This is a genomic window from Brevibacterium sp. BDJS002 (genome assembly GCF_028201555.1).
In the GTDB taxonomy this organism is placed as follows: domain Bacteria; phylum Actinomycetota; class Actinomycetes; order Actinomycetales; family Brevibacteriaceae; genus Brevibacterium; species Brevibacterium aurantiacum.
The window spans coordinates 3,868,154-3,895,080 of record NZ_CP116392.1 but is presented as its reverse complement, the minus strand read 5'-3'; the positions used below and the strand labels follow the sequence as shown (position 1 = coordinate 3,895,080).

The window sequence follows — 26,927 nt, the reverse complement described above, 5'->3', positions numbered from 1 at the left end:
ATACGATGGAGACCAGTTGAGAACGATGACGAATTTCTCAAGGCAGCTTGAGGGCTGGTGCTTGAGAGTCGAAGCGCGACACCGGGCGTTGACAGCCCGCAGACCGGAAGAGTGCGGACATGACCGGATTGGAGATCTATCCTTTCTTCAGGATCGATCAGGCGTGGCCCAACTGGCTGATCTTCACCCTCTTGGGCATCGACATGGTCATCCGCATCGTCGCGCTGGGCTGGATTCCGCACAACCGCAGACCCTCGGTCGCGCTCGGCTGGCTGCTCGCGATCTTCCTCATCCCCTACGTCGGAATCCTTGCTTTCCTGCTGCTCGGCTCGGCCAAGCTGCCGAAGCGGCGGCGGGACAAGCAGCTGCTCGTCAACGACATCTTCCGTGACCAGACCGATGATCGGGCGATCATCGGCGACTTCGCCCACATGCCCGAACCGCTGAGCACGGCAGCGCAGCTGAACTTCGATCTGGGCGCGCTGCCGATGACGCACGGCAACTCCTTCGACCTCCAGACCGACAACCACGCCTGCATGGAGGCGATGGCCGACGAGATCGATGCGGCCACGACATTCGTCCACTTCGAGTTCTACATCGTGGCCATCGATGACACGACGAGGCGGCTCTTCGAATCGCTGCTGGCCGCGCATGAGCGTGGGGTGGAGGTGAGAATCCTCATCGACCATCTGGGCTCCCTTGGCTACCCGGGCTACTCGGAGCTGGTGAAGAGGCTCAACTCCTCCGGGGTGCAATGGCGCCGATCCCTGCCGATCCGCCCCTGGAGGGGCGAGTACCAGCGACCCGACCTGCGCAACCACCGGAAGATCCTCGTCGTCGACGGAACCGTCGCCTTCACCGGTTCACAGAACATCATCGACCGGTCCTATAACAAGCGGCGCAACCTGCGGAAGGGCTTCCAGTGGATGGATCTGTCGCTGAAGTGCACCGGCCCCGTCGTCGATGAACTCGATGCTGTCTTCGTCACGGACTGGTATTCGGAGACCGGAGAGCTCTTCGACGATTCGTCCCAAGGAGAACCCCAGGCCCCTCAGAACGGTGGCATCCAGGCGCAGGTAGTCCCCTCGGGGCCAGGGTTCGAAGATGAGAACAACCTGCGTCTGTTCAACCACCTCATCTACAACGCGAACCGCAGCGTCGTCGTCTGCTCACCGTACTTCGTGCCCGACGAATCGCTCATGCACGCGCTCACCACCGAGGCCCGGTCCGGCGTCGACGTGCGCCTGTACGTGGGGGAGACGAGCGATCATTGGGTCACGCAGCGGGCGCAGCAGTCCTATTACGCCGACCTGGTGCGAGCCGGTGTCCGGATCTTCCTCTATCACGCACCGACGGTTCTGCATTCGAAGTTCCTCCTCATCGACGACGAGGTCTCGATCATCGGGTCCTCGAACATGGATGAGCGTTCGTTTGCCATGAACATGGAGGTCACGATGTTCATCGTCGATAAGGAATTCACGCAGCGGATGTATGACCTCGAGGCGCAGAGATACGCTCCGAACTCCGTTGAGCTCGATGCCGAGAGGTGGAACGACAGGCCCCTGCTGCATAAGTATGTGGAGAACGTCGCCCGGCTCACGAGCTCGCTGCTCTGAACCGGGCTCAACGGCGACGGGCCGCGCTGCACCGCGCTGAACCTCGCCGGATATGACAATGCTCCCGCACACCGATCGGTGTGCGGGAGCATTCAGTGTGAGAGTCTCAGGTGCGCGAGACTCAGGTGTCTTCGGAGAGTCCGGCAGGGCCTTCGTCATCGATGTCGCGCATGGGATCAGCGATGACATCGTCCTCGACCTCCGGCGTACCGGTGGACTGGCCGCCGGTGGCACCGGCAGACTTGGCGCCTGAAGCGCCCGCCCCAGCGGCTCCTGCTCCTGCGGCGCCGGTGCTCGTTGGGCCGGCTCCGGCAGCGGAGTTGACCTTGTCGGCTGCAGTCTGGACAGCATCGGCGACAGCCGGTGACTTCTCGCGGATCGACTGGTTCGCCTTCTCAACGGTGTCCTGCACTCGCGGGTCGGTCCAGAGATCCTGTGCCTGGGCCTTGAGCTTCTCGTAGCTCTGACGTCCGGTGCGTGATCCGAGTACGTAACCGACTCCCAGACCAGCCAGGAGAATCAATCGCTTCTTCATTTTCCTGCTCTCCTTCTCAGCTTGCCGTGACTGCATGCAACACGTGTGAGTGCTCGGACCGACGGTGAACGGCGGTCGTGCGCATCGGCACTGTGTCCTGGTTCACCACCTTATACTGCAGATGGTTCCCTCGTGAAAGAATATCGTCCCAGATTTGTGGAGAAGATACAGTTCTTCGGCGTTCAGTCCACCGTGGGCTGCTGCTGGGTGATGCAGTGGATTCCTCCGCCGCGAGCATAGAGTTCGCGAGCGTCGACGCCGACGACCTTGCGGCCCGGGTACACCTGCTCAAGCACGGACACCGCCTCGGCGTCCATCGGATCGTCGAAGGTGCAGGCGATGACCCCGTCATTGGTGACGAGATGGTTGACGTAGGAGTAGTCGACCCACCCCTCGTCATCGCGCAGCACCTCGGGCGCCGGGATCGCTACGACCTCGAAGGGCTGGCCCTCCGCTGTGGTCTCGGCCCTGAACTGGGTCTTGAGCGACTGAGAGAACTCGAAGTCCGGGTGTTCGGGATTGCGCTGATCGTGGATGAGGACGACACCAGGGCTGGGCATGGCCGCGACGATGTCGACGTGGCCGCGCGTGCCGAAGGTCTGATTGTCGCGGTAGAGACCGTGGTCGAGCCACATGACCTTCTTCGCCCCGATGGTGCGGGCGAATTCGGCCTCCACATCGGCCTCGGTCAGGTCGGGGTTGCGGCCCGGATCCAGCTGCACGCTGCGCGTGGCCAGCACCGTGCCCTGCCCGTCGACGTGGAAGCCACCGCCCTCATTGCGCAGCTGGGAGTCCAGGATCGGGACGCCGGCCTGGTTCGCAACGAAGCGGCCGATGTGCTGATCGTGATCCCATGTCGCCCATTCCTGAGCGCCCCAGCCGTTGAAGACCCAGTCCACGGCGTGCAGCTTACCGTTGTCGTCGACGACGAAGCTGGGACCGATGTCACGCATCCACGCATCATCGAGTTCTGCGTTGACGACGGTGATCGGATGGCTGATCCCCTCGCCGAGGTGGCGGTGGGCATGGTCTGTCTGCGACGTTGACACCACCACAGTCACCGGCGTGAACTCGCTGGTGGCACGGGCCACGGCGGCCCAGGTGCGGCGGGCGGCCTCTGCCTCATCTTCGGTATCGCCCAAGGCGTATCCAGAGGATGGGAATGCCATCCAGATGCGGTCATGGGCGGCTGTTTCCGCGGGCATGTGAAACGTCATCGTTCATCCCTTCGAGTCTGAGGAAGCGTGGCTTGTCCCGAGTGTAGCGAGATTCGGCTCCTGGGGGTCAACGGATTTCGCACCACTCTGGGCGATGTAGGCACCACCTCGGGCGGTGAGGGGCGGGTCCGTATAGTCTGACGTGAATGACAGGATTCCTGGATGACAGGGTTCGAACTCGCCATGGGAGGCAGTACGTGGAACAGCAGGATCTGCAGGAACTCTTCTCTCGCTCGGGCACGGGCCCGTTGTCGGGCGTGGTCGTCGCTGACTTCTCACGAGTGCTCGCGGGGCCCTACGCGACGATGATGCTCGCGGACCTCGGGGCCACGGTCATCAAGGTCGAGGGCAGGACCGGTGATGACACTCGGCACTGGGCGCCACCTCGGCGCGGGGACGATGCGACGTACTTCCTCACGGCGAACCGGAACAAGCATTCCGTGGTCCTCGACTTCAAGGACGAAGACGACCTGGGGCTGGCACAGGAACTGGCCCGGCGGGCGGATATTCTGGTGGAGAATTTCAAGGCCGGTGGTCTGGCCAAGTACGGGCTCGACTACGAGACCGTCAAGGCCGAGAATCCAGGCATCATCTACGCTTCGGTGACCGGGTTCGGGCGCGACAACCCGCAGCCCGGCTACGATCTGCTCATCCAGGGGCTGTCGGGTTTCATGAGCGTGACCGGATCCCAGGAGTCGGGCCCGGTCAAGGCCGGTGTCGCCGTCGTCGACGTGTTCACCGGTCTGCACACCACGGTCGGGATCCTGGCCGCATTGGCCCACCGCAAGGACACCGGTCAGGGGCAGCTGGTTGAGACGAACCTGCTGTCCTCGGCGCTGTCGGGACTGGCGAACCAGACCTCGGCGTACGTTGCCGGTGGCGTCGTTCCGCAGGCCATGGGCAACGCCCACCCGAGCCTCTACCCCTACCAGCCGATGCCCACTGCCGAAGGGCAGATCATCATCGCCGTAGGCAATGACAACCAGTTCAGATCATTGGCCTCCGTGCTCGGCCACCCCGAGTGGGCCGAGGATGAACGCTTCGCGAACTTCTCCGACCGCAACGAGAATCGTGGAGAACTCGAACCCGAGCTCATCGCCGCACTGAGTGAGAAGACGAACCAGGAATGGTTCGACATCCTCTCCGCGGCAGGTCTGCCGTGCGCCCCGATCAACACGATCGCCCAGGGTGTTGAGCTGGCATCGTCGCTGGGACTTGAGCCCGTCGCCGAGGCGGGGGCCGGGGATCGCGTGATCCCGACGGTGGCCAATCCGATCCGTCTGTCAGAGACTCCGGCCAGCTACGATCTTGCGCCGCCGACCTTGGGGGAGAGCACCGACGCGGTCAAGGAATGGCTGCGCGGTCAACGATGAGGGCAGTCACTTCACCGTCACGACCAGAGTCATGGTCGACGTCATGGCACCAGTCATGACCCTGGGCGCATGAACTCTGGCTGCGGCAGGCGTGGGAACAGGGTGGGTTCGTAAAACACCTGGGTTGTTCGGGCTGAACTTCCGGATTCACTGACGTACCCTAGAGTCTGTATGAAAGCACCCTAGTCACTGGGGAGATCCTGAGCAGTCCACTTCTGGTCAAGGCGGATTTCGCGAAGTGGCGCCCATAATCCAGGACTGAGATGGACACAGACAAGACTGAGACGAAGGCCGCCGGGAGGCCGGTCGTCAAACGCGTACTGATGGTTGTGGCCATGCTGCTGACCGCGTTCCACCTGCTCGCAAGCTTCCTCTGGATCGCCCCGTCGTCGACGGCGCGACAGGTGATCCCCGGGAACCTGCTCTCGGAGTACATGATTCCCCTGTGGGGTCAGTCATGGAGCGTATTCGCTCCTGAGCCGATCAACGGCGACTACTACTTCGACGTCCGCGCGGTCGTCAAGACCGACGGCGGCGGCGAAGAGGTCACCGACTGGGTGCGAGCCACCGATGTCGAACTCGACCATTCGACCTACAGGCCCTTCCCGCCGCGCTCGGCCGGCCTGGGCATCGGAGTAGCCTCCGATATCAAGGGATCGTGGGAGGACCTGCCCAATGATCAGAAGGCAATCGTCAAGCTCGACTACTTCAAGGGTGATGACTCGGTCGACCGACTGACGACGAAGTTGAAGGAGTACGAGGACCCCGATGGTGCTGTGGGCGGATATCTCGAGAGCGAGCACCTGGCCACGGCGTATGCGACACAGGTGGCCAAGGCGATCTGGGGCGAGGACGTCCAGCGCGTCCAGTACCAGGCGGCTCGGCAGAACGTCGTCCCGTTCGCGCAGCGCAATGACGATGATGCCGAACGACCGAACATCCAGCCGGTTCCGGTCGGGTGGCGAGCACTGGTGAGCGAACCACACCAGTCTGATGAGGAGTTCGCGAAGTACTTCTGTGCCTCCGATGAAGTGAGGTGTGCAGATGAGCAGTGACAGGAACACCAAGGTCAAGGGTGACGAACCCGAAGTGGACTCACAAGCGCAGACGCAGGCGGATTCGAATGAGAACATTCCGCTCGCCTCACGCGTCCTAGGCAGCATTTCACGCGGGTGGAACTGGCTGGAGGAAATGCTCACCGGGCGTTACCACGCCACTTATGGTCTCGCGGTGACCCGTATCCTCATCGGCCTGACCGGGCTCGGCATTCTGCTGACGAACTTCAACGCCCGGCACTACACCTTCGGCGTGGGCAGCGCCTGGAACGGTGAGATCGCCGAACCCAAGAGCGACTTCCCCAACATCTGGCTGTTCTCCCTCTTCCACCGCGCAGTGACCAACCCTGCCTTGTTCACCATCATGATGATCGGTCTGGCGATCCTCGCCGTCGTCATCGTCCTGGGATGGCGGACACGCATCGTCCTGCCCTTCTACCTCGTCCTGTGGGTCAGCTTCATCGAGCTCAACGACGGTGCCGGGGATCAGGGTGACAACGCGTATCGCATGTTCATGATCGCGATGCTCTTCGCCGACACCACTCGCCGATGGTCATTGGACGCCAAACGCAAGAGAAAGCAGAACCCGGAGTTCCCCGACACCGATGGCGGCAGTTATCGCTGGGTCCTCATCATGGCCAACAACTTGGCGATCGTCGTGCTGGCCTTCCAGGTCTGTGCGATCTACATGTCGGGTGGTCTCTACAAGGCAGGCGGTGCCGCCTGGCAGCACGGATTTGCGGTGTACAACCCGCTGCAGACTCAGCAGTTCGGTACCTGGCCGGTGCTCTCTGACCTGCTCACCGCCTGGGGGCCGATGGTCGTGGCCATCTCCTGGGGTTCGGTGCTGTTCCAGTGCGCGTTCCCGTTCATGCTCTTCAACAGGTACACGCGAATCATCGGCCTCCTGGGCATTCTGTCCTTCCACTTGGGCATCGCCCTGCTGATGGGACTGCCCTGGTTCTCGCTGACGATGATCGCCGTCGACGCCATCTTCATCCGCGACCGCAGCTTCGAAAAGCTCCACAAGCTGGTGAGTCGCTGGTGGAAGTCGACGAGCGACGGCATGGAACGGGCGAAAGCGAAGTCCTCGCGCTGACCTCTTAAGCGTCGCTTCGCGGACACAGCGGAAGGGCCCCATCGAAGTTTGAGAGCTCGACTTTGAAGCAGAGCTCTGAAACTTCGATGGGCCCTCACTGCTCACCTACGCGGCGCATCACCGACTACGCGGCGCGTCACCGCTTGGGGCGGAGCTCCAGGCCGGTGGTCTCCGGATCCTCGGGCAGGCCGATGACGATGTCGTCTCCGTCGGCCACATCGCCGGCCAGCAGCGCGCGGGCCAGCTTGTCACCGATCTCGCGTTGGACCAGCCTGCGCAGAGGCCGGGCACCGAACGCAGGATCATAGCCCTCTAGCGCGAGCCAGTCCTCGGCGGCATCCGTGACCTCAAGCGTGATCCGCCGTTCGGTCAGTCGAGACGCCAGACGCTGGATCTGCAGGTCGACGATAGAGGACAGCTCTTCGGTGCTCAGAGCATCGAAGAGGACGATGTCGTCGAGGCGGTTGAGGAACTCGGGCTTGAACGTCGAATGCACGACGCCGAGCACCGCATCCTTCTGCTCCTGCGCGCTCAGCGACCTGTCGACGAGGAACTGCGAACCGAGGTTCGACGTCAGGATGAGGATCGTGTTCCGGAAGTCGACCGTGTGGCCCTGACCGTCGGTGAGGCGACCGTCGTCGAGGACCTGCAGCAGGATGTCGAAGACGCTCGGGTGAGCCTTCTCCACCTCGTCGAGGAGGACGACGGAGTAGGGGCGACGGCGCACAGCTTCGGTGAGCTGGCCGCCCTCGTCATAGCCCACGTAGCCCGGAGGGGCACCGACGAGACGGGACACGGTGTGCTTCTCCCCGTACTCGCTCATATCGATGCGGATCAGGGCCTTCTCATCGTCGAAGAGGAAGTCGGCGAGGGATTTCGCCAGCTCCGTCTTGCCCACACCCGTGGGTCCGAGGAACAGGAATGAGCCCGTCGGACGGTCCGGGTCGGCGATGCCGGCACGTGAGCGTCGGATCGCATCCGAGACCGCGGTGACAGCATTCTTCTGGCCGATGAGACGCTTGCCCAGCACATCCTCGGCGCCCAGCAGCTTCTCGATCTCCCCCTGGAGCAGGCGGCCCGCGGGGATGCCGGTCCACGCGGAGACCACCTCGGCGATGTCATTGCTCGAGACCCGATCGCTGACCATCGGATCGGTCTCGGTCTCAGCGTTGGCCTCCTCTGCCTCGGCGATGTCGATCTCCTTCTGCACGGCGGGGATCTCCCCGTAGAGCAGACGTGAGGCGGTCTCCAGGTCCGTGTCGCGCTGGGCCTTGTCCGCCTGGGAACGCAGATCGTCGAGCTTCGTCTTCAGATCGCCGACACGGTTGAGGCCGGCACGCTGGGATTCCCAGGTGGCCTCGAGGCCGTGCAGCTCCTCTTCCCGATCGGCAAGGTCGGCACGCAGGGCGCCGAGGCGTTCGATCGAAGCCGTGTCCGTTTCCTTGGACAGGGCCATGTCCTCCATCTTCAGTCGGTCCACCGCGCGGCGGAGCTCATCGATCTCGACCGGAGCCGAGTCGATCTCCATGCGCAGTCGGGACGCGGCCTCGTCGACGAGGTCGATGGCCTTATCCGGCAGCTGACGCCCGGTGATGTAGCGATTGGACATGGTGGCCGCGGCGATCAGGGCGCCGTCGTTGATCGAGACCTTGTGGTGGGCCTCGTAGCGTTCCTTGAGGCCACGCAGAATCGCGACCGTGTCCTCGACGCTGGGCTCACCGACGTAGACCTGCTGGAACCTGCGTTCCAGGGCAGGGTCCTTCTCGATGTTCTCCCGGTACTCGTCGAGGGTGGTTGCGCCGACGAGGCGCAGTTCACCGCGGGCGAGCATCGGTTTGAGCATGTTGCCGGCATCCATCGCCGAGTCACCGGTGGCTCCGGCTCCGACGACGGTGTGGAGCTCATCGATGAACGTGATGATCTGACCATCGGCGTTCTTGATCTCTTCGAGAACGGCCTTGAACCGCTCCTCGAATTCACCGCGGTACTTCGCTCCGGCGACCATTGCGGATAGGTCCAGACTGATCAGGGTCTTGTTGCGCAGGGATTCGGGCACGTCTCCGGCCACGATCCGCTGAGCCAGTCCCTCGACGACGGCGGTTTTGCCGACGCCTGGTTCGCCGATGAGGACCGGGTTGTTCTTCGTCCTCCGGGAGAGGACCTGGATGACCCGTCGGATCTCCTTGTCGCGGCCGATGACCGGGTCGAGTTTGGCCTCACGTGCGGTGGCGGTGAGGTCGACGCCGTATTTCTCCAGCGACTGCATCGTGTCCTCGGGATTTTCCGAGGTGACCTTCTTGCCTCCGCGCAGCTCGGGCAGGGCAGCCAGCAGCGCATCGCGTCCGGCGCCGTTGGCTCGAAGGGCTTCGCCTGCCCCGTCCTTGCCTGCGGCTGCCGCGAGCAGCAGGTGCTCGGTCGACACGAACTGATCGCCGAGGCTCGTCATCTCCTCCTGCGCGAGATTCATCATCTCGAGTCCGGAGCGCGAGAGTCCCGGCTGGGCGACGGTCTGCCCGCTGACGGTGGGGAAGCCGTCGATGGTCGAACGGACAGCGGCGAGCACGGTCCGGGGTCGGCGCGACCTTGGTCACCAGGTTCGAGGCCAGTGAGTCGGGCTGATCAAGCAGCGCCGCGACCACGTGGGCGGGCTCGACCTGGTTGTTCCTCCTGGCCACGACGTCATTGATCGCGGACTGCAGCGTCTCGCGTGATTTGGTTGTCATCTGTGCGTCCATGCGCATCTCCTTCACAAGTGTTCCGTGAACAGTAATTGCTCTCGAAGAGTTCAACACCAACAAAGTTGAGTCTATTCCACTCAACTTTAGAAAAACCCGAGAATCCGCCTCCTCGCGGGGAGCATGTCACGCAGGCGCACCGCGGGGAGTGACTCGACGCAGCAGCTCACCTCAGAAGCACGGATTGGAGGTCGAATCGGCGCAGCACCCTGTCGGCGACCTCCGGATCGGTGCCGCGTTCGCGCCGGGCCTTGAGCACTTCCGTGCGGGCCGACTGCAGCGCCCGGGTCTGCACCTTGGCCATGACCTCGCGGTTCTCCTTCAGCGTCGTCGCCTGTTCAGAGCTGGCCTGGTCGTCAGTGGTTCCCAGCAGCTGCGCATAGAGGCCCTTGAAGCGGGCGCGCAGAGGGTCGGCCACCTCGTCGGGCAGAGCCGGGTCGTTCTTGATCTGGTGGAGGGCGGCTTTGTAGGCCCGGGCCGCGATCTCCTTCGTCGCCTGGCGTTCCTTCTCCGCCTCGTCGTCGATGCCTAGGACGTTGACGATGGTGGGGAAGGTGAGGCCGGCGAGCACCAGCGTCACGAGCAGGATCACCGCGGCTGCGACGAGGATGTAGGAACGGCCGGGGAAGGGTTCGCCGGTGTCTGTGGTCGCCGGAATCGACAGGGCCAGTGCGATCGTGGCCAAACCGCGCATGCCGCCCCAGGTCATGAGCGTGGCATCCCTGATGTTCAGCGGTGCGGCATCCGGGTCCTCCTCCCTGCGCTTGTTCTCCAGCACGGTTCCGATGAGCAGCCAGCCGAACCGCACGGCGATGACGATGAGCGCGATGCCCAACCCCACGAGGACGGCCTTTCCCAGGTCGGCGTGCTCGGACTCGACGACCATGCGCAGATCGAGGCCGATGAGGCCGAAGGCGATTCCGGTGATGAGCATTTCCAGGACCTGCCACGTCGAGGCCTGGGTGACACGTTCCGCCGAGTTGCCTTCGACGTCGCGCCTGCGCACCTCGAGCGCGGCCACGACGACGGCGATGACTCCGCTGGCATGGAAATGTTCGGCGATGAGGTAGACGCCGAAGGGCAGCATGAGCATGAGCGAGGAGCGGGCGATCGTATGGTCGATCTTCTCCATCACCCACCACACGATGAACACGACGACGAGGCCGACGGTGATGGCGATGACCGCGGAGATGAGGAAGGACAGGGCCAGCTGACCGAAGTCCACCTCGGTGCCGGACATGGCTGCCGCCATCGCCGTCTGGAAGATGACGAGGGAGGCGGCATCGTTGAACAGCCCTTCACTCTGCAGGGTCGACATGATCCGCCGAGGTATCGAGACAGTTCCCGCGACCGCATCGACGGCGACGGGGTCAGGCGGGGCGAGCATGGCGCCGAGGGCCACCGCCGCCGCGATCGTGATCCCGGGGATGAGGAGGACCGCAGTTCCGGCCACTGCCGCCACCGTCACCCCGACGAGAGCGACCGCCATGCCCAGGATCGTGCGCCAGCGGATGGCGAAGAGCGCCCACGAGGTCTTCTGCGCGGCGGCAAACAGGAGCGGAGGCAGGAACAGAGGCAGAATGAGATCGGGTTCGATGGTGATCTCGGCGAACGTGGGAATGAACGCGCCGGCGATGCCGATGATGACCATGAGAGCCGGCCAGGGGAGGCGCAGCTTCTGGCCCAGGCCCACGACCACGCTGGTTGCGGCACCGAATCCGATGATCATCAGCAGAGTCGTCATGCTCGTCTCCTCGATATGGGTGGCATGAATGCACACCGGTACAACGGCATCGATGTCAGGAAACATCGTCTCCATGAGGGGGCGCCTGGTAAGGATTCGGAAAGAGATCCACATCAGGTTTCCGCGCCGGACCAACGATATTTTGGCAGAATACCCTTATGTCTGACTCAATTGTATTCTCCCTGGAAAAGGACGCAGTCGCGACGATTTCGATCAACGAGCCTCAGACTCGGAACGCGCTGTCGCGCTCGGTGATGAAGGGTCTCATCGACACCCTCGCCGAGGTGGGTCAGCGCACCGATGTCCGTGCCGTGATCCTGTCCACCGCAGGTCACGTCTTCAGCTCCGGGCATGATCTCAAGGAGATCAGCGGGGCGAAGCTGGAATCGCAGCAGGAGACCTTCGCACTCTGCTCCGAACTCATGCAGCTGATCCAATCGATCCCGCAGCCGGTCATCGCACAGGTCCAGGGCGTGGCGACCGCCGCCGGGTGCCAGCTCGTCGCCAGCTGCGACCTGGCGGTCGCAGCAGCGTCGGCTCGGTTCGCCACCCCAGGGGTGAAGATCGGCCTGTTCTGCTCCACACCGATGGTGGCCCTGACCCGGGCGGTGCCGGCGAAGACGGCGATGCGGATGCTGCTGACCGGGGACTTCCTCAGCGCAGATGACGCACTGTCGTTCGGTCTGGTCTCCGATGTCGTCGCCGATGACGAGCTGGAGGCCTCGACCCTGGAATTGGCGCGGAAGGTCGCGTCAGCCTCGTCAGCTACAGTGGCAATAGGCAAAGCAGCGTTCTACGAACAGCGCGATCTGCCTCTGGCAGAGGCCTATGAGCACATGTCGGAGGTGATGGCGCACAACGCCGTCGCAGCCGATGCGCAGGAGGGGATCGACGCTTTTCTCACCAGAAGAGAGCCTCGGTGGCAGCATCGGGACTGACAGTGTGATTTCCTATGACAGTGTGCTCATTCGGATGGACCGGATGAGATGCTTCAGATGATGATGGAGGATCAGACGTGGCGGTAATCGTGACCGGAGCCAGCGGCTTCATCGGTGGCGCCATCGCCCGTGCCCTGGCGAACAGGGATGAGACGGTCTATGCCCTGGGGCGACGCGATCCCGAGATTCCAGGTGTGAACTTTCAGGCGTGGGACCTCACCGAACCTGCTTCGGAAGCGGTGAAGTCCCTGGCGTCGAAGGCCACGGCGGTCTTCCACTGCGCCGGAATCGCGGCCGTCAATGCTGATGACGATGAGCTCTACAACGTCAAGGTCACGGGGACGAGGAACGTGCTCGACGCATTCGCGAAGGCGCGAATCGTGCACATCTCCTCCACCACCGTCTATTCCACGAACGCACCTCATGCGGACCTGTGGGAAGAGGCCGGACCCAAAGATCCCAACGACTTCCACGACGCCTACTCGAGGACGCATGCTCTGGCCGAGCAGCTGGTGATGCGGATCCGTCCCGATGCGGCCATCCTCCGGCCCGCCGCGGTCTACGGACCCGGCGAGACGATGCTCATGCCCTATCTCAGCCAAGTGGCGAAGAAGGGAGTCCTGCGACTTCCCGGCGGCGGTCGGCAGAAGATAACCCTGACCCACATCGACAACCTGGTGCGAGCGGCCATCGCCTGCGTCGACGTGCCCTCGGCTTCGGGCCCGTTCAACATCGGCGATCCGACTCCGTACAAGCTCAAAGACGCCGTCTCCACCCACTTCGCGCGCATGGAGTATGAGCCTGTCGTCATCGATGCGATCGCGAAGGACAAGGCGCTCTTCGCCGCGAAACTGGGCCTGAAGATCAAGACGTTCTTCAAGCGGGGCAACCGGGCGGAGCTGTTCCTCGTCGAGTACCTTCAGCACGATCGCACGTACAACCTGACTCGTCAGCAGCGAGTGCTCGGAATCTCCACCACGCAGTTCCTTCTGCCCTCACGGTTCCAGTAGCCGTTCAGGCAGTCAGCCACTCAGCGGCGCAAGATCGCGGAACTCATCGTTTGAGCCCGTGCTGAGCCGTGACGATCCGTGACATCACCGCGCGCGGGAGCACCCGTTTGAGCAGGAACGGCAGCGGTGCCCTGCTCCCTACGGCATAAAATTCGCGAGGCCTGGCCGCCTCGATGGCCGTGACGATGGTCGTGGCCACGGTCTCGGCCGAGATCCCGCCTCGTTCATTGTCATCGAGGTGCTCAAGCATCGTTCTCACATCCTCGGTGTAGACAGAACCGGGAGAGAGGTACTTCGTCCGCCGGTTGCCGATCCCGGTGGCGATAGACCCGGGTTCGACGACACTGAGCCAGACTCCGAATGGCGAGAGCTCCTGACGTGCGGCCGTGGTGAATCCGCGCAGGGCTGCCTTGGAGGCGACATAGGAGCTGCGGTGGGCCAGGGGGAAGCTGGCGAGCATGGACCCGACCATGATGATCCGGCCGCGACCACGCTCGCGCATACCGGGCAGGACGAGCTGACTCAGACGCACCGGCCCGAAGACATTGGTGTGAAACAGGCGGTCGATGGCATCGGAGGGCAGCTCCTCGAAGGGACCCGACTGGCTCTCGCCGGCATTGTTGACGAGGACGTCGACGGTGCCAAGCTCGGCGCCCAGTGACTCGACGCTGTCGAGATCGGCGAGGTCCAATTGAAGATAGCGCACCCCGGGGATCCGCTCGGACTGCGGAATCCGCTCGGGGTCCCGACTCGTGGTCAGCACCGTGCAGCCACGGTCTGCCAACTTCCTCACCAGCGCGGCACCGATGCCGGAAGTGCCACCGGTGACTAACACCGTGAGTTCCGAGTTCATGCTGATCACTGCCCCACTTGATCGACGTCGGATACCCCGGACTCAGCGCCGGCCCCACCGGCAACAGCCCCGGCAGTTCCCGCCACGGCACGTCCGGCACGCATCCCGGAGAAGATGCACCCGCCCAGGAAGGTTCCCTCAAGTGCGTTGTAGCCGTGCATCCCTCCGCCGCCGAATCCCGTGACCTCGCCGGCCGCATAGAGTCCGGTAATCGGTGTGCCGTCTGCTCCGATGACCTGGGCGTCGAGGTTCGTCTCCAGCCCACCCAGGGTCTTGCGGGAGAGCAGACTCAGCCGCACAGCGATGAGCGGACCGTGGGCCGGGTCGAGGATCTTGTGCGGTTTCTGGACCCGCACGATCTTGTCGCCGAGGTAGTTCCTGGCATTGTGGATGGCTTGGACCTGCGCGTCCTTCGAGAACGAATGGTCCATCTGCCGGTCACGTTCGATGATCTGGTCGACGAGGTGGTCATGATCGATGACGGGACCGCGGGAGCGCTCGTTCATCCCGGCGACCAGCTCCTCGGTGGTGTCGGCGACGACGAAGTCGGAACCGAACTTTTTGAAGGCTTCGACCGGGCCGGGAGCATCGGAGGACCGGGCGCGATCCAAGGTCAGGCGCCAGTCCTTCTTCGTGATGTCGGGATTCTGCTCCGAACCCGAGAGCGCGAACTCCTTGCGGATGATCGACTCATTGAGCACGAACCACGAGTAGTCGTGACCGGTCGAGAGAATGGTCTTCATGGTCCGGTTGGTGTCGAACCCGGGGTAGTTCGGTGCTGGGAACCGGTTGCCTTCGGCGTCGAACCACAGTGACGAGGGTCCTGGAATGATGCGGATCCCGTGGTTCGGCCACACGGGGTTCCAGTTTTCGATGCCCTCGGTATAGGCCCAGATCCGATCCCGATTGATCAGGCTCGCACCCGCCTCCTCGGCGATGGCCAGCATGCGCCCGTCAACATGGGCAGGGACTCCGGCCAGCATCGTCTGCGGGAACTCGCCGAGGCGTTCGGCCGGCCAGAACTTGCGCATGAGTTCGAAGTTGTGACCGATGCCGCCGCTGGTGACGATGACCGCAGGGGCACGCAGCTCGAAACCATCGAGCTCCTCGCGATTCGACTCGACCCCGCGGCCGGTGTGGCTGGGGGCCAGTCTCCGCCCGCGAACCCCGACGACCGAGGCACCATCCCCGCTGCCGCTGCCGCTGCCGCTGCCGCCATTGTCGACGATGAGCTCATCGACACGATGCCGAAACCCCATGGTCACGAGGCCTGCCGTTTCTGCCCGCTCCACGGGCTCGCGGAAGACCCGGACCACCTCGGGGCCGGTGCCCCAGGTGAGGTGGAACCTCGGCACGGAGTTGCCGTGCTCGGAGGCACCCGACCCGCCTCGCTCTGCCCAGCCGACGATCGGTGTCAGGCGCAGCCCCAGGTCATGGAGGTAGCGACGTTTGTCTCCGGCGGCGAACTCGAGATACGCCTCGGCCCACTGCCGTGGCCAATGATCGTCTTCCCGGTCGAAGCCCGCCGAGGTGGCCCAATCCTGGCGCGCCAGGTCGAGGGAGTCGTGGACGCCGAGTCGGCGCTGCTCAGGGGAGTCGACGAGGAAGAGTCCACCGAGGGACCAGAAGGCCTGACCGCCGAGGTTGGCCCGGTTCTCCTGGTCGAGGATGAGCACTCGCTTCCCGGCGAGGCTGAGTTCATGGGCGGCGACGAGTCCCGCGAGGCCTGCCCCGACGACGATGGCGTCATAAGCCTCATTCGGGTGAGGGGCGGCGGTCGGAGAGGTGTTTCCCATGGGCGACTCCTTCGTCGAAATGTGGGTCTGGCGACCCGTGCATACTCAGACTACTGGCCGCAGAGTCTGTCTACTGTCCGCGGTGTCTGCCTACTGTTCGCAGGGCTTGCAGTCGTGTCTCAGCGGCCCAGCGTCGAATCGAGCCAAGCAGCGGCGGCGGAGAACGAATCGTCCGTGGTTGTCGGGTCGAGTGGCACACCGGTCTCCACCGCACTGGGGTAGCTGCCGAGGAACCTCAGACTCCTGGTCACACGGTGGACTCCCTGCAGCGCATCGGCCATCCGGGCCTCGTGCACGTGTCCCAGCAGGTCGATCGAGAACTGGTAGAGCCCGAGTCCGTCACCGGTGGGTCGGGATTCGATGCGTGACATGTTCACCCCGCGGCTGGAGAACTGCTCGAGCATCTCCAACAGCGCACCCGCACGATCGGAGCGCAGCGAGGCCACGATGGTGGTCTTGTCGGATCCAGTCGGTGCGGGAATAGCACCGGGGCGAGTGACGACGACGAACCGGGTCTCGGCATCCTGACGTTCTCCGATGTCATTGGCCAGAACCTCAAGCCCGTAGCGTTCAGCCGCCAAGGCCGGACACACGGCCGCCACATGGTCGGCGGCATCGTTAGCCAGATCTCGTGCGGCCGCGGCCGTCGACGAGGTCGGCAGGTAGACGGCATCGGGGAAGTTCGCGGACATGAACGTGCGTACCTGTGCCTCACCGTGCGGATGGGACCCGAACGAAGTCAGCGTGCTGGGATCGGTCCCCGGCTTCACCGCCAGGACGAAGCGCACGGGCACGACCACCTCGGCGATGATCTGCAGCTGACCATGATCGGTCAGGGCATCGATCGTGGCCGGCACGCCGCCTTCGATGGAGTTCTCGATCGGCACGACCGCAGCCAGGCAGTCACCGTCGAGGACGGCCTCGAGAGCCGCGGCCCCGTTGCGCATGGGCTGGGTCGATGCGTTCGAGCGCAGGCCGTGGGAGTCGAGGTACTGCAGCAGTGCGGCCTCGGTGAATGTGGCTTCGGGGCCCAGGTAGGCGTAGCGCTCTGCGCTCACTGCGTAGTCTCCTTCTCGGTACTCGGCGAGGTGCCGTTCTGCTTCTTGGCCCGGAGTCTGCGCACGAGGATCGCTCGGGCGACGTCGCGGTATTGGGCGGCACGGTGCAGCTGTGCATTGAGGTCCTTGCCCGTGACCCGGTGGTGGAGGTCGCATTCGACCTCTTCGACGCGCAGGCCGGCATTGACGACATCGATGGTCATGGCCGTTTCGACGCCCCAGCCGGCGGCGAAGGGCAGTGCCGTGTCGAAGGCCTCGCGGCTCAGGCAGCGCATTCCCGACAGGGGCTGGGTCGCGTCGAATCCGCTGAGTTCGGCGATGCCCTTCTTCGCGAGACCGACGACGAAGCCGAACCCACCGCCCTTGCGTTTCTGTGCGGGCAGGATCGCGATCGTCATATCGGCCTCACCAGCGAGGACAGGTGCGGCGAGCGGGGCCGTGTTGAGGGCTGAATCTTCCAAGTCGCCGTCGATGAAGAGGAGGGCGCGGTGATTCGGGCGCTGGTTGGGATCCGAGTCGGAGATCTCACGATTCCTGATCGCAAACGCGCCGGTCATCATGGCCGCAGCCTTGCCCTTGTTCTTCCTGTGGGTGACCACCTCGGCGCCGGCCCTGCGGGCGCGGACGCCGGTGTCATCACTCGAACCGTCATCGACGACCATGATGATGTCGACTCCGGGGATCTGCTTGGCGCTTCTCACGGTCGCTGCGATCCGGTCGGCTTCGTCCATCGCGGGGATGACGGCGGCGATCGCGCGGGGTGCCGTCTCCGAAGACGGAACTGGGGTGTTCGACTGTTCGGACATGGAAACTCTTCTCCTGTCCGCCTCACGCACCGGCGAGTGCGCGTCGACGCTCGCCGGTGGTCGTGGCGACGGAACTCAGTGGATGGTCAGCTGACGAGCGACGATGCCTGAACGTGCACGGCGTGCCTCGGTAGACAGAGACTCGCCCGAGTTCATGGTCGTATCGAGGCGCTTGCCGAACTCCGCGATGGGCTCCTCGATGTCGTCGACCTGTGTGCCGAATTCGAGTTCCCAGACGGGCACGATGATTCCATGGGCACGGAAATACCCCAGGAAGGTTCCCGGACCGCCCAGGTCGTTGAGCCCTTCGACCTGCAGGCTCGCGAGAGCGTCGACGATCGCGTCCTCACCCTCGGGGCGTGCCCAACGGACGTAGGTGCGGCCCGACATCTCGGTCCAGTAGGCGGACTTCACCGAGGCGAGCTTCTCCGTGGGGGAGATGGAGTCGTTGGCCTGTTCGAGCGCCGCAGCAACATCGGAGTCCGTCTCGGCCTCGGGCAGCTTCCAGTACTCGAAAGTCTCGAGGACGCGGATGTCGAACGGGTGGTCGGTGTCGAGGATGTCCTGCAGACGTGGACCCTGACCTGGCTCGGTGGTCGCCTCGACGGTGGTACCCGGCTCCGCATCGACTGCGGCCAGGATGCCGTGGGCGACATCGCGAGAAGCATCGGTCGAGGACACAGGCACCTGCATGCCGGCCAAGATTTCACCGTCTTCACGGTGCCAGGCCTGCCATGCTGCGGGCAGCAGGGAGGTGATGGTGATCTCCTGACCACCGAACTCCGCTTTCAGCTTCGCCGAGGCGGTCGCCGCCGGCACCAGCTCACGCAGGCAGATGAGGTCCGCCTCGAACGGCAGCCCCTCGAACGGACGTGCAACGAAGGCCGTGGCCTCTGCACGTGCCAGACGCTTGGCAATGACATCTTCTTTGGAACGCTTCGACTTCTTACCCATGGAAGACAAGTCTAGACGGTCTGGCGAATCGGAATGCATCCCGTTCGCCGGGGCGATTCAGTGCTGCCCGGCGACCGGGATGAAGTAGCGCGTGGTGTTCGACTCGTCCATCGTCACCTGCAGTTTGTCACCCGGGTTCGGGAACGCCGAGTGTTCGGGATTCTCCGGCGTCAGTCCCAGGTTCTCCAGGCGGATGATCCCGTGCCGACCGACCTCGTCGGCGGCGAGGACATAGGAATGATTGAGCTCGCGGATGGTGACCTCGATCGAGGGGACCTCCGCTGCAGCATCGACATTCGTCACCGTCCGAGGCGGTGAGGCGTTGCCCATTCCCAGGTAGGCACTGACATCATCGGCGATATAGGCGGCAACCACATCGGCCTGAGCCAGGAGCCCGGAGAGGACGACGGAGAGCCGCTCCTGCTGGGCATCTGATTTCAGTGCCTGACCGGGTTTGAACAGATGCTCCTCGGCGAGCACACACCACGCATCCTGCATGATCGTGCGCAGCTGGAGCTCGACGAGCACTGAGGGTTCGGCGTCGAAGGGAACTTCGATGATGAGATGGCGTCCGCGATAACCGGAGGGCTTGGGCTGGGCGGAATAGTCCCGCACCTCGGCGATGGAGAGGTTCGAACTGTCATTGCTGTCGGTGAGCAGATCCCACAGCGCGGTCTGTTCCCGCTCGGTGCGGCACACCGCCCGGGCACCGACAACATCGATGACCTGGTTCTCAACCTCGACGGCCTCATGGATCTCGTCATTGGCGTCGGCGAGTTTGCGGCGCAGCTTCTCCCCGGCTCGGAGTCGGTCCTTGATCCGTCCGCGGCCGACGGTGACTCGATCGCCTGACAGCAGCGCGGACCCCGAGCATGCGGCCTCGACCCAATCGTTGACCGTCTCCAGGGCGGCCCTCCATGTCGACTCGCGCCTGTCGTAGGCTTCGTCGACCAGTTCGCGGACTGTTGCTGACATCCTCGTCACCTTCCTAGCTCCTGATTCAACTTCACCAGAAGACGGGGTGGATGTCCATGCTTTACGCGCGAATGAGACGAGCTTTCCTCCGGGAGGTCATCACGGGAGCCTCCGGGGACTGTTCAGGGGTCCTGCGATGCGCGCCGCAGACTCAGCGCTCGGTGGGAAGGTACCCGTATTCGTAGCCGCGGGCCAGCGCATCTCTGCGATTGCGGACGCCGAGGCGCGCGTAGAGATTCGACAGCTTGTTCTTCACAGTTCCTTCGACGAGGCTGAGCTCAGCGGCGATTGCGGACACCGAGGACTGGGTGTCCAGCAGCGCCAGGAGCTGTCTCTGCGAGGGGCTGAGCAGTGTGTGACCGGCGCGGATGCGAAGTGTCTCCCCAAGATCCAGCAGCCGCTGCCGGAGCCGTTCCCCGGCACCGCGATCGCCCGGTCCGCCGATGGCGCCGTCGGTGGCGTTGGATTCGCTCGCGAAGACCGGAGCGATCAGGTCCCACTCGGCAGCGCTGGAGCTGCGCGCGATCAACTGATCGCGCAGAGACTTGGGAACCAGCGCCACGGGAATGAGGCTGGCTGCGATCCTGCAGTACTCGAGTGCGTCGACGAACGCGGAGTCTGACTCTGCCAGTTCTCCTTTGCCCAACAAGCTGGCAGCCTGAATCGCACGTGCCGAGGCCCTGGCGTGCAGGTCGAGTGACTTCTGAGACAGCACTCTGTTCGCCAGGTGCGCCGCGGTCCCGTGTTCACCGATGGTCAGATGGAGTTGAGCTCTGGCCAGGATGATGTACGGCGATTCGGTCTCGGCGTCGAGCAGGACATTCTGGGCGAGATGGGTCTGGCCCTGAGCCAGGTGGAGGGAGACCAGCATGAGCTGGAGTGAGTGGAGCAGGAGTCCGTCGGCCGGCAGGGACGATCGGTTGGTGTCGATGATCTGCTCCAGGCGCTTGCCCTCGATCCCGACATCGCTGCGCAGAATGCCTAATAGCGATCTGTACTGAACGACTCCGAGCCACGAGTGATGACCTAGTGAGGGGTCAGTCAGGCGCGCCGAGTACCGGCTTGCTGCGTCGAGGTCCAGGCCGTCCATGGCGCGAATCATGCGAGCCAAGGAATAGGCGGTGAGCGTGTGGGGGTTGTTGAAGCGAGTTTGCTCCCTGAGCTCGTCGAAGTGACGCAGGTGCGCGTCACTCGATGGCCCGTTTCCGAGCATCGCGTACGCCAGGGCACTGTAGGCATGTGCGGGGAGCAGGAGATAAGGAGAGGACGCAGAGGCGAGCTCTGTGATGATGATCGACCGGCGCAGCAGTTGGACACTGCCCGTGAGATCGCCGACGAACATGGTGGTGATCCCATATTCGAGGTGGAATCGTGCTTCGCAGAGTCGGCTCGATGCTGACTGGAAGTGTCGGCTGTCGTTGATGAGCTCCTGGGCCGTCCGGGCCACTTGCAGACCCTGGTCCGACTGGCCGAGCACCTTCTGGCGCCGCATCGATGCGATGGCCATGATCAGGATGTCATCGACGGTGAAGTCACCGTCCTTGATCCGTTCCAGCTGCGAGTCGAGCGTCGGGACCGCCGAGTGCTCGAAGTCGACCTGGCCGAGAACGGTGAGGGCGTCGCTGACGCGAAGGCGCCGTCTGGCCTCACCTGCTTGCAGGCAGTCGCCCTTCGCCTCGGCCAATACCGCCGAGTTCTGAGTCTGCGCCTCGGGGACCTTCGAGAAGGCCTCGAGAGTCGCGTCGAAATGATCGACCATGAGTGCATGGCCGCGGTTCGCCCAGAGATCTGTCAGTGCGCTCCACTCTCCGGCCTCCGCGACCTGCAGGAGTGCCTCATCGAAGCCCTCCGAATGATAGGAGGCTGGGGCCTTCAGCCATTCCGCGGCGCTGCCACCAAGTGCGCGTCGCGACCGCGATTCGCTGTGCCGATCCCGGCCGTCGTAGAGCCGCCTCAGGATCGCTCTCATGACCGGCGGAATCGTGTATTGACCGGTGTCTTCCAGCGATGGGAACAGCAATCCGTCCTCGAGCAGATGTGCGCTCAGGTCAGCGATGTCGAAGGTGTCGCCGCCTTCTGGGTCGATGGGGACGGCAAACGACCCCAAGTAGCGCATTGCTCCGGCGGCGATGGCCAGAGTGTCGGCGTTGATGTCGCGTACGAATGAGAGCAGATGAGCAAACCTCAGCTCGGGACTGTCCGGGGCCTGGCTTCTGATCTGAGTCAGAACCTCGGCGGATGGCAGATCCGAGTAGTGGTCGGCATCGACTGTCGAGAGGTCATGGCCCATCGAGTCGGCGCCCTGCAGAACGGCTTGGCCTGCCAAGATATGGCCAGATGTCTGCAAAAACAGACTCTTCCACACTGGTTCGGGCAGCTCGGGCGCGAAATCGGCGAGGCGAGTCGCGAATGCGTGAGCTGTCGTCGAGCGCTCGCCGGGAAAGACGCCTGCACCGGCTGAGCGGTCCGTCGGGGGAACGGGAGCGCCCTGGTCAGCGGAATCATGCATGGGTGGGGACCTCTGGCAGTGGGGATATGGGGATTTGGGGATTGACTACCATTAAGTAATCTATCTGATCTCTTTGAGAGAAATCCGGTTACACAATGTGGCAGCTATGTGATTTTCACTAAGTCTGCGTTTGTCTGCGTTCAACTTCACTCAATCTGTGTTCAACGATGCCGTTGCGCATTATCGGGGAGTGAGCAGCGGCACGTTGTTCTTAGGATCACTTGTGAAGTGGTGTTTCGTCAATATTGATCTGTAGCGGCGTGGGGGAGTGCCGAAGCAGGCTCAAGACGTGAGGTTTTCGTCGGGTACTGCTCACACCTCGTAGTCGACGATGACAGGAGCGTGATCCGACGCGCCCTTGCCCTTGCGCTCCTCGCGGTCGATCTCGGCACCGGTGGCCTTCTCAGCCAAGGACGGTGAGGCGAGCTCGAAGTCGATGCGCATGCCCTTCTTCTTCGGGAATGCCAGCCTCTGGTAGTCCCAGAAGGTGTAGACGCCTGGGCCTGGTGTGAACTGCCTGGTGACCTCGGTGAGCCCGGCGCCGAGGAGGGAGTTGAAGGCATCGCGCTCGGGCTCGGACACATGGGTGAGTCCGTCGAACTCCGCCATGTCCCAGACGTCCTCATCCAGGGGTGCGACATTGAAGTCGCCACAGAGGACGAGCTTCTTATCAGGTGTTTCACTCAACTGTGCAGAGATATCGGCAGTCAGGGCCCGATACCATTCGAGCTTATAGGTGTAGTGCGGGTGGTCGAGTTCACGACCATTGGGAACGTAGAGCGAATACACTCTGACTCCGCCGCAGGTGGCTGAGAGTGCACGGGCCTCGACCACGGGCTCTTCGCCGAATGAGGGAATGTCGGTGAATCCGATCTCGGGGTCCTCGAGTCCGACTCGGGAGGCGATGGCCACACCATTCCACTGATTGAGGCCGTGGAAGCTCACTTCATAGCCACGGGAGGTGAACAGGTCCTCCGGGAACTGTTCGTCCTTGCACTTGAGTTCCTGGATGGCCAGGACGTCGACGTCGGAGCGATCCAGCCAGGCGCCGATTCTGTCATGTCGGGCGCGGATCGAGTTCACATTCCAGCTCGCGATTCTCACTCTCCCACCATAGGCGGTCCCGACCGCAGGCCCAAGCTCAACAGGCAGAAGGAAGCCGGTCACCAGGAGGAGTCAGCAGGCGCACCCCGTGGCCCCATCACCTCGGCGCCGGTTGGCTACCGATAATCTGGGGTCATGCCTGAAGCACTCAACGAACACCTCGGCCACGATGGTGCCGCCTGCCCCGACTCCTACTATGTGCGCACGGGGCCGGAGACCTTCATCTCGACGCTGCACAGTCAGGGCGCCTGGCAGCCGGGCGAACAGCATCTGGCCCCAGCCGCAGGACTGGTGCTGGCAGAGATCGAACGCCGACTGCCCTCGGACAAGTTGGTCTCTCGGATCAATTTCGACATCCTCGGCGTCATCCATTCCGGCGAATTCACAATCGACGTCAACGTCATCAGGCCCGGTCGGACCATCGAACTCATCGAGGCGAGCATGCGCCATGGTGAGCGCACGAGCGTCCACGCCAGAGTCTGGCGCCTGCTGCCCAGCGACACCACCAGCGTCGTCGGCGACGAATGGCAGGCTCTGCCAGAGCCCGAAGAAGCTCCTGCCATACCGTTCACCGGCCGCTGGGGCGGAGGCTTCATCGCCTCGTTGGACGGTGGCCAGTTCGCCGACGTCCGCCCCGGATTCGCTCGTTCCTGGATTCGGTCCCCCTTTCCCCTCGTCGACGGTGAGGACGACCCCGCGACCGCGGCCTTCGTGAAGCTCGTCGATACAGCCAACGGGCTTGCCGTGAGAGAAGATCCGAAGACGACGTTCTTCCCCAATGTCGACCTCACCATCCACCTCACCCGAGTCCCCGAACCAGGCTGGGTCGGCTTCGAGACGAAGGTGGCGTTCGGCCCCACCGGGATCGGCGAGACCACGAGCGTCCTCAGCGATGTCAAGGGGCCGATCGGCACCGCGGCACAGTCGCTGACAGTGCGGGTGGGCCAGGGCGCGAAGTGACGAGGCCGCGCGCTCTCGTCACCGGCGCCAGCTCAGGGCTGGGGCGTGGTTACGCCCTCAGCCTCGCCGCCGATCACTATGACCTCGTGCTCGTGGCCCGCGATGAGACGCGCCTGCGGGAGCTGGCGACGAGCATCGAAACCGAACACGGCACCCACGCCGAGGTTGTCGTGGCCGATCTGTCCACCCGATCCGGCATCGACATGGTCCGGACTGTGGTTGAGACCTCACGGATCGATCTGCTCATCAACAACGCCGGATACGGACTCAAGCAGGGTCTGCTCGACTCGGATGCGGCCGAGCTTGAGGACCAGGACATGGTGCTCACCGGCGCCGTGCGCGAGCTTTCGCTGGCCGCGGTCAAGCAGATGCGCGAACGTGGTCGCGGCGGTCTGATCAACGTCTCGTCCATGGCGGCACTGACGACCATGGGGCAGTATGCGGCATCGAAGATGTCGACTCTGGTCTTCACTGAAGCACTCGCCGGCGAACTGCGAGGTACCCCGGTGACGGTCACCGTCGTCCTGCCTGGATTCATTCGGACCAGATTCCATGAACGACTCGGCGTCGACCGGCCCGGGCGGGTTGGATCTGGCTGAGTGTGCAGCAGGTCGTCACCGCGTCCCTGCGCGATGCCAGGCGCGGCAAGGTGGTCTCGGTCCCCGGGGTGAGCTACGCGCTGGCGGCTCGAATCGCCCGCTTCGTTCCGCGTTCCCTGGTGCGCTGGGGGTCGACGGGATTCTCTCTCAGCAGACGAGACGATCACTGAGTTCGCGGCAGTGACAGTTGCGACCCGCCGAATGAAGTTGAGTCTTGAATTATTTTCGGCGAGGCCTGTGACCTGGGGTTCTATCAGGTGTTCAGGGTCGCCGAAAGGCGCCCTTGCGGCTTAGGCAGGGCGGAACAATCTTTACAAGTAGGATCGATGTGTGATCCAATAATGGTGTTCGCCCGGTGGGGATCGGGTGGACACAACGGACGTATGGGGATGCGTCCGGGTACTCGAGGGGAGTGCTGCGAGGGCCCCGGGATGTCGCGATTACGCGCCCCGGGGTCTTTGTCATTCACAGCTGAACACTGCGCTGCTTCCTCTGCCGTGACCTGGCGATGGCGACCTCGACGCCGACTGCGGACAGCGGGACGCCGAGTGCCTGACTGGCGTTGCGGGTCACGCGATCTGCGACGTCGGCGACGACTGAATCGATGTCGGCGCGTTCGTCGACATCGAGGTGGAGGACGAGCTCAGGGCGTCGCGCAGTTCCGCGCAGGATGGCCTGTGCGTCCACGACCTCGGGGGTGGCTTCGAGGTCATCTTCCACGGCGGCGGCCACGACGTTCGCCGTCACTGTGGTCACACCGCTGCGAGCATCTTCCTGCATGCGCAGAGGCTTGGCGGAATCCTTCCGCGGGACCTGCGCAGCGAGCCAACGGATGCCGATGATCGCCAGAATGAGGGCGACAACCAGTGCAATGACCGCGGAGAACGGCAATGCGAATACGGCGGCGACAGGCTGCAGTGCTGCGTCCGGCGTCAAGCCGGGGGCCACGGCTGCTGCCAGGCCGAAGCTGATCGCAAGCACAGCGAGTCCGGCCACCAGGAGGAACAGTCCGACGATGATGAGTCCGGTGCGGTTGGCACCTGCTGCCATACGTCTCATGCCTGCCTCCTGTGTGCTCGGACCTTGACGGTGGGTGTGCGGTCGAAGGCGATCGAGTCGAAGCGCTGGGTGACTGCGGCATCGACATCGCGGCGGATCTCGTCGTTGTCACGCACGGGGGTGGAGAAGGTGACGTTCGTCGACGAGGCATTGGATGCGGCGCGCACGCTCGAGACTCCGTCGACGGAGTCCGCTGCCGCGGCCGCCAGGCCGGACAGCGCCGAGGTCGGCAGCACCACTTCGAAGCGCTCGATGTGCTCCGGGGTCTGCGTGCGGTAGCCGATGACGCGCTTGGCTCCGGGCGAGATTCCGATGATGAGGAAGATCAGGCCCAGCAGCGCAATGACGACACAGGCGGCGATGATGGCCGCGGATCCCCAGGTCATCTCGCCGAGGCTCGACAGTCCTGGGACTCCGTCCGAGAGCGCGGAGCTTCCGGAACCTGCAGAGGCGATGGCGGCAATGGCCGCCCAGCCGAGGGCCACGGCGATGACCAGGATCAGGATGGCGAGGATGACGGCGGGCACCACGCGTGCCGGGCGTGCCCGAAACAGTCGTGCGCTCATTGCAGATTCCTCACTGTCTTTCCGGATCCTGATGCATTGGGCTTGAGCCATTTCACGGAGATGTCGACCTGATGGACGGTGACTCCGGTGAGGGCTTCGACATCGGTGCTGAGGCGACGACGGACCGATTCGGTCGCCTCGGTGATGGGGGATGGGTACTGCAGTCCGAGTTCGACTTCGAGGGTGCAGCTTCGACCCGAGAGGGTCACGTCAACACTGGGCCGGGAATCGAGATCGGCGCTCGAACCGAGTCCGAACAGACCCGATTTCGTCCCGCCGATTCCGGGCAGACCTTTGAGGATCTGGGAGGCTGTCTTCTCGATGACCCGGTCCGCGATCGTGAGGTCGCCACGTGATGAAGCCACG

Annotated in this window: 24 protein-coding genes and 1 pseudogene; 9 read left to right on the top strand and 16 right to left on the bottom strand. The window is 63.8% G+C overall.

Annotation, left to right across the window (positions count from 1 at the left end):
• Positions 1–119: 119 nt before the first annotated feature.
• Positions 120–1,616, top strand: a complete 1,497-nt coding sequence (gene cls / locus PGC08_RS17975) for a cardiolipin synthase (protein WP_101597920.1) — start codon at positions 120–122, stop codon at positions 1,614–1,616.
• A 121-nt stretch (positions 1,617–1,737) separates the two neighbouring features.
• On the opposite strand, the gene PGC08_RS17970 is transcribed toward cls, so the two are convergent.
• Both PGC08_RS17970 and PGC08_RS17965 read right to left on the bottom strand, forming a co-directional pair.
• Positions 1,738–2,151 (bottom strand): YtxH domain-containing protein, encoded by a 414-nt coding sequence (locus PGC08_RS17970; protein WP_180959452.1) that lies wholly within the window; start codon positions 2,149–2,151, stop codon positions 1,738–1,740.
• Positions 2,152–2,333: 182 nt separating this feature from the next.
• Positions 2,334–3,356, bottom strand: a complete 1,023-nt coding sequence (locus tag PGC08_RS17965) for an agmatine deiminase family protein (RefSeq protein WP_271709053.1) — start codon at positions 3,354–3,356, stop codon at positions 2,334–2,336.
• Between the two features lie 209 nt (positions 3,357–3,565).
• Between PGC08_RS17965 and PGC08_RS17960 the strand changes: the two genes are divergently transcribed.
• The 3 genes from PGC08_RS17960 to PGC08_RS17950 all read left to right on the top strand — a co-directional run bounded on the left by PGC08_RS17960 (position 3,566) and on the right by PGC08_RS17950 (position 6,895).
• Positions 3,566–4,741 carry a CaiB/BaiF CoA transferase family protein gene (locus tag PGC08_RS17960; RefSeq protein ID WP_009882332.1) on the top strand — a complete coding sequence of 392 codons (1,176 nt, stop codon included), beginning with the start codon at positions 3,566–3,568 and terminating at the stop codon, positions 4,739–4,741.
• A 263-nt stretch (positions 4,742–5,004) separates the two neighbouring features.
• A complete protein-coding gene (locus PGC08_RS17955) occupies positions 5,005–5,796 on the top strand; it encodes a DUF5819 family protein (RefSeq protein WP_009882333.1) in 792 nt (263 codons plus the stop codon).
• Positions 5,786–6,895, top strand: coding sequence for an HTTM domain-containing protein (locus PGC08_RS17950; protein ID WP_009881849.1), 1,110 nt, complete (start codon positions 5,786–5,788; stop codon positions 6,893–6,895). The genes PGC08_RS17955 and PGC08_RS17950 overlap by 11 nt, the downstream gene beginning before the upstream one ends.
• 136 nt (positions 6,896–7,031) lie before the next feature.
• Here the strand turns inward: PGC08_RS17950 and PGC08_RS17945 are convergent, their stop codons facing one another.
• The 3 genes and pseudogenes from PGC08_RS17945 to PGC08_RS17940 all read right to left on the bottom strand — a co-directional run bounded on the left by PGC08_RS17945 (position 7,032) and on the right by PGC08_RS17940 (position 11,374).
• On the bottom strand, positions 7,032–9,458 hold the full coding sequence (locus tag PGC08_RS17945; RefSeq protein WP_442868139.1) for an ATP-dependent Clp protease ATP-binding subunit: 2,427 nt from the start codon (positions 9,456–9,458) through the stop codon (positions 7,032–7,034).
• Positions 9,459–9,507: 49 nt separating this feature from the next.
• Positions 9,508–9,618 (bottom strand): annotated as a pseudogene (locus tag PGC08_RS19600) (hypothetical protein); the annotation flags it as partial.
• Between the two features lie 178 nt (positions 9,619–9,796).
• A complete protein-coding gene (locus PGC08_RS17940; RefSeq protein ID WP_241212350.1) occupies positions 9,797–11,374 on the bottom strand; it encodes a Na+/H+ antiporter in 1,578 nt (525 codons plus the stop codon).
• 158 nt (positions 11,375–11,532) lie between these two features.
• On the opposite strand from PGC08_RS17940, the gene PGC08_RS17935 reads away from it, so the two are divergent.
• Both PGC08_RS17935 and PGC08_RS17930 read left to right on the top strand, forming a co-directional pair.
• The gene (locus PGC08_RS17935) at positions 11,533–12,312 is read left to right on the top strand and encodes an enoyl-CoA hydratase (protein WP_009881846.1); all 780 of its coding nucleotides are present in this window, start codon (positions 11,533–11,535) and stop codon (positions 12,310–12,312) included.
• 77 nt (positions 12,313–12,389) lie between these two features.
• Positions 12,390–13,322, top strand: a complete 933-nt coding sequence (locus PGC08_RS17930; protein ID WP_009881845.1) for an NAD-dependent epimerase/dehydratase family protein — start codon at positions 12,390–12,392, stop codon at positions 13,320–13,322.
• 43 nt (positions 13,323–13,365) lie between these two features.
• Here PGC08_RS17930 and PGC08_RS17925 read toward each other — a convergent pair whose 3' ends face one another.
• The 8 genes from PGC08_RS17925 to PGC08_RS17890 all read right to left on the bottom strand — a co-directional run bounded on the left by PGC08_RS17925 (position 13,366) and on the right by PGC08_RS17890 (position 23,377).
• Entirely contained in the window at positions 13,366–14,175 is an 810-nt protein-coding gene (locus PGC08_RS17925; RefSeq protein ID WP_271709052.1) for an SDR family oxidoreductase, read from the bottom strand.
• Between the two features lie 5 nt (positions 14,176–14,180).
• Positions 14,181–15,971 (bottom strand): FAD-binding dehydrogenase, encoded by a 1,791-nt coding sequence (locus tag PGC08_RS17920; protein WP_271709051.1) that lies wholly within the window; start codon positions 15,969–15,971, stop codon positions 14,181–14,183.
• A 119-nt stretch (positions 15,972–16,090) separates the two neighbouring features.
• The gene (pheA, locus tag PGC08_RS17915; RefSeq protein ID WP_271709050.1) at positions 16,091–17,029 is read right to left on the bottom strand and encodes a prephenate dehydratase; all 939 of its coding nucleotides are present in this window, start codon (positions 17,027–17,029) and stop codon (positions 16,091–16,093) included.
• Complete coding sequence (locus PGC08_RS17910) at positions 17,026–17,835, bottom strand: glycosyltransferase family 2 protein (protein ID WP_009881841.1); 810 nt, start codon at positions 17,833–17,835, stop codon at positions 17,026–17,028. The genes pheA and PGC08_RS17910 overlap by 4 nt, the downstream gene beginning before the upstream one ends.
• Positions 17,836–17,910: 75 nt before the next feature.
• The gene (locus tag PGC08_RS17905) at positions 17,911–18,789 is read right to left on the bottom strand and encodes a DUF5926 family protein (RefSeq protein ID WP_009881840.1); all 879 of its coding nucleotides are present in this window, start codon (positions 18,787–18,789) and stop codon (positions 17,911–17,913) included.
• Positions 18,790–18,846: 57 nt separating this feature from the next.
• Positions 18,847–19,764 carry a GTP pyrophosphokinase gene (locus tag PGC08_RS17900; protein ID WP_009881839.1) on the bottom strand — a complete coding sequence of 306 codons (918 nt, stop codon included), beginning with the start codon at positions 19,762–19,764 and terminating at the stop codon, positions 18,847–18,849.
• 151 nt (positions 19,765–19,915) lie between these two features.
• A complete protein-coding gene (locus PGC08_RS17895; RefSeq protein WP_271709049.1) occupies positions 19,916–22,273 on the bottom strand; it encodes a helix-turn-helix transcriptional regulator in 2,358 nt (785 codons plus the stop codon).
• A 312-nt stretch (positions 22,274–22,585) separates the two neighbouring features.
• Complete coding sequence (locus tag PGC08_RS17890; RefSeq protein ID WP_029416604.1) at positions 22,586–23,377, bottom strand: exodeoxyribonuclease III; 792 nt, start codon at positions 23,375–23,377, stop codon at positions 22,586–22,588.
• 135 nt (positions 23,378–23,512) lie between these two features.
• Between PGC08_RS17890 and PGC08_RS17885 the strand changes: the two genes are divergently transcribed.
• The 3 genes from PGC08_RS17885 to PGC08_RS17875 are packed head-to-tail and all read left to right on the top strand — an operon-like array spanning position 23,513 to position 25,106.
• The gene (locus PGC08_RS17885; protein ID WP_069601044.1) at positions 23,513–24,337 is read left to right on the top strand and encodes a thioesterase family protein; all 825 of its coding nucleotides are present in this window, start codon (positions 23,513–23,515) and stop codon (positions 24,335–24,337) included.
• Positions 24,334–24,936 carry an SDR family NAD(P)-dependent oxidoreductase gene (locus PGC08_RS17880; protein WP_271709048.1) on the top strand — a complete coding sequence of 201 codons (603 nt, stop codon included), beginning with the start codon at positions 24,334–24,336 and terminating at the stop codon, positions 24,934–24,936. Before PGC08_RS17885 ends, PGC08_RS17880 begins: the two co-directional genes overlap by 4 nt.
• Before the next feature lie 2 nt (positions 24,937–24,938).
• Complete coding sequence (locus PGC08_RS17875; protein WP_271709047.1) at positions 24,939–25,106, top strand: hypothetical protein; 168 nt, start codon at positions 24,939–24,941, stop codon at positions 25,104–25,106.
• Positions 25,107–25,401: 295 nt separating this feature from the next.
• Here the strand turns inward: PGC08_RS17875 and amaP are convergent, their stop codons facing one another.
• From amaP to PGC08_RS17860, 3 genes are read right to left on the bottom strand one after another with little or no spacing between them, the layout of a single operon-like run.
• Positions 25,402–25,995 (bottom strand): alkaline shock response membrane anchor protein AmaP, encoded by a 594-nt coding sequence (amaP, locus tag PGC08_RS17870; RefSeq protein WP_226829656.1) that lies wholly within the window; start codon positions 25,993–25,995, stop codon positions 25,402–25,404.
• Entirely contained in the window at positions 25,992–26,561 is a 570-nt protein-coding gene (locus tag PGC08_RS17865; protein WP_096145660.1) for a DUF6286 domain-containing protein, read from the bottom strand. Before PGC08_RS17865 ends, amaP begins: the two co-directional genes overlap by 4 nt.
• Positions 26,558–26,926 carry an Asp23/Gls24 family envelope stress response protein gene (locus tag PGC08_RS17860; RefSeq protein WP_009881831.1) on the bottom strand — a complete coding sequence of 123 codons (369 nt, stop codon included), beginning with the start codon at positions 26,924–26,926 and terminating at the stop codon, positions 26,558–26,560. Before PGC08_RS17860 ends, PGC08_RS17865 begins: the two co-directional genes overlap by 4 nt.
• Position 26,927 lies beyond the last annotated feature (1 nt).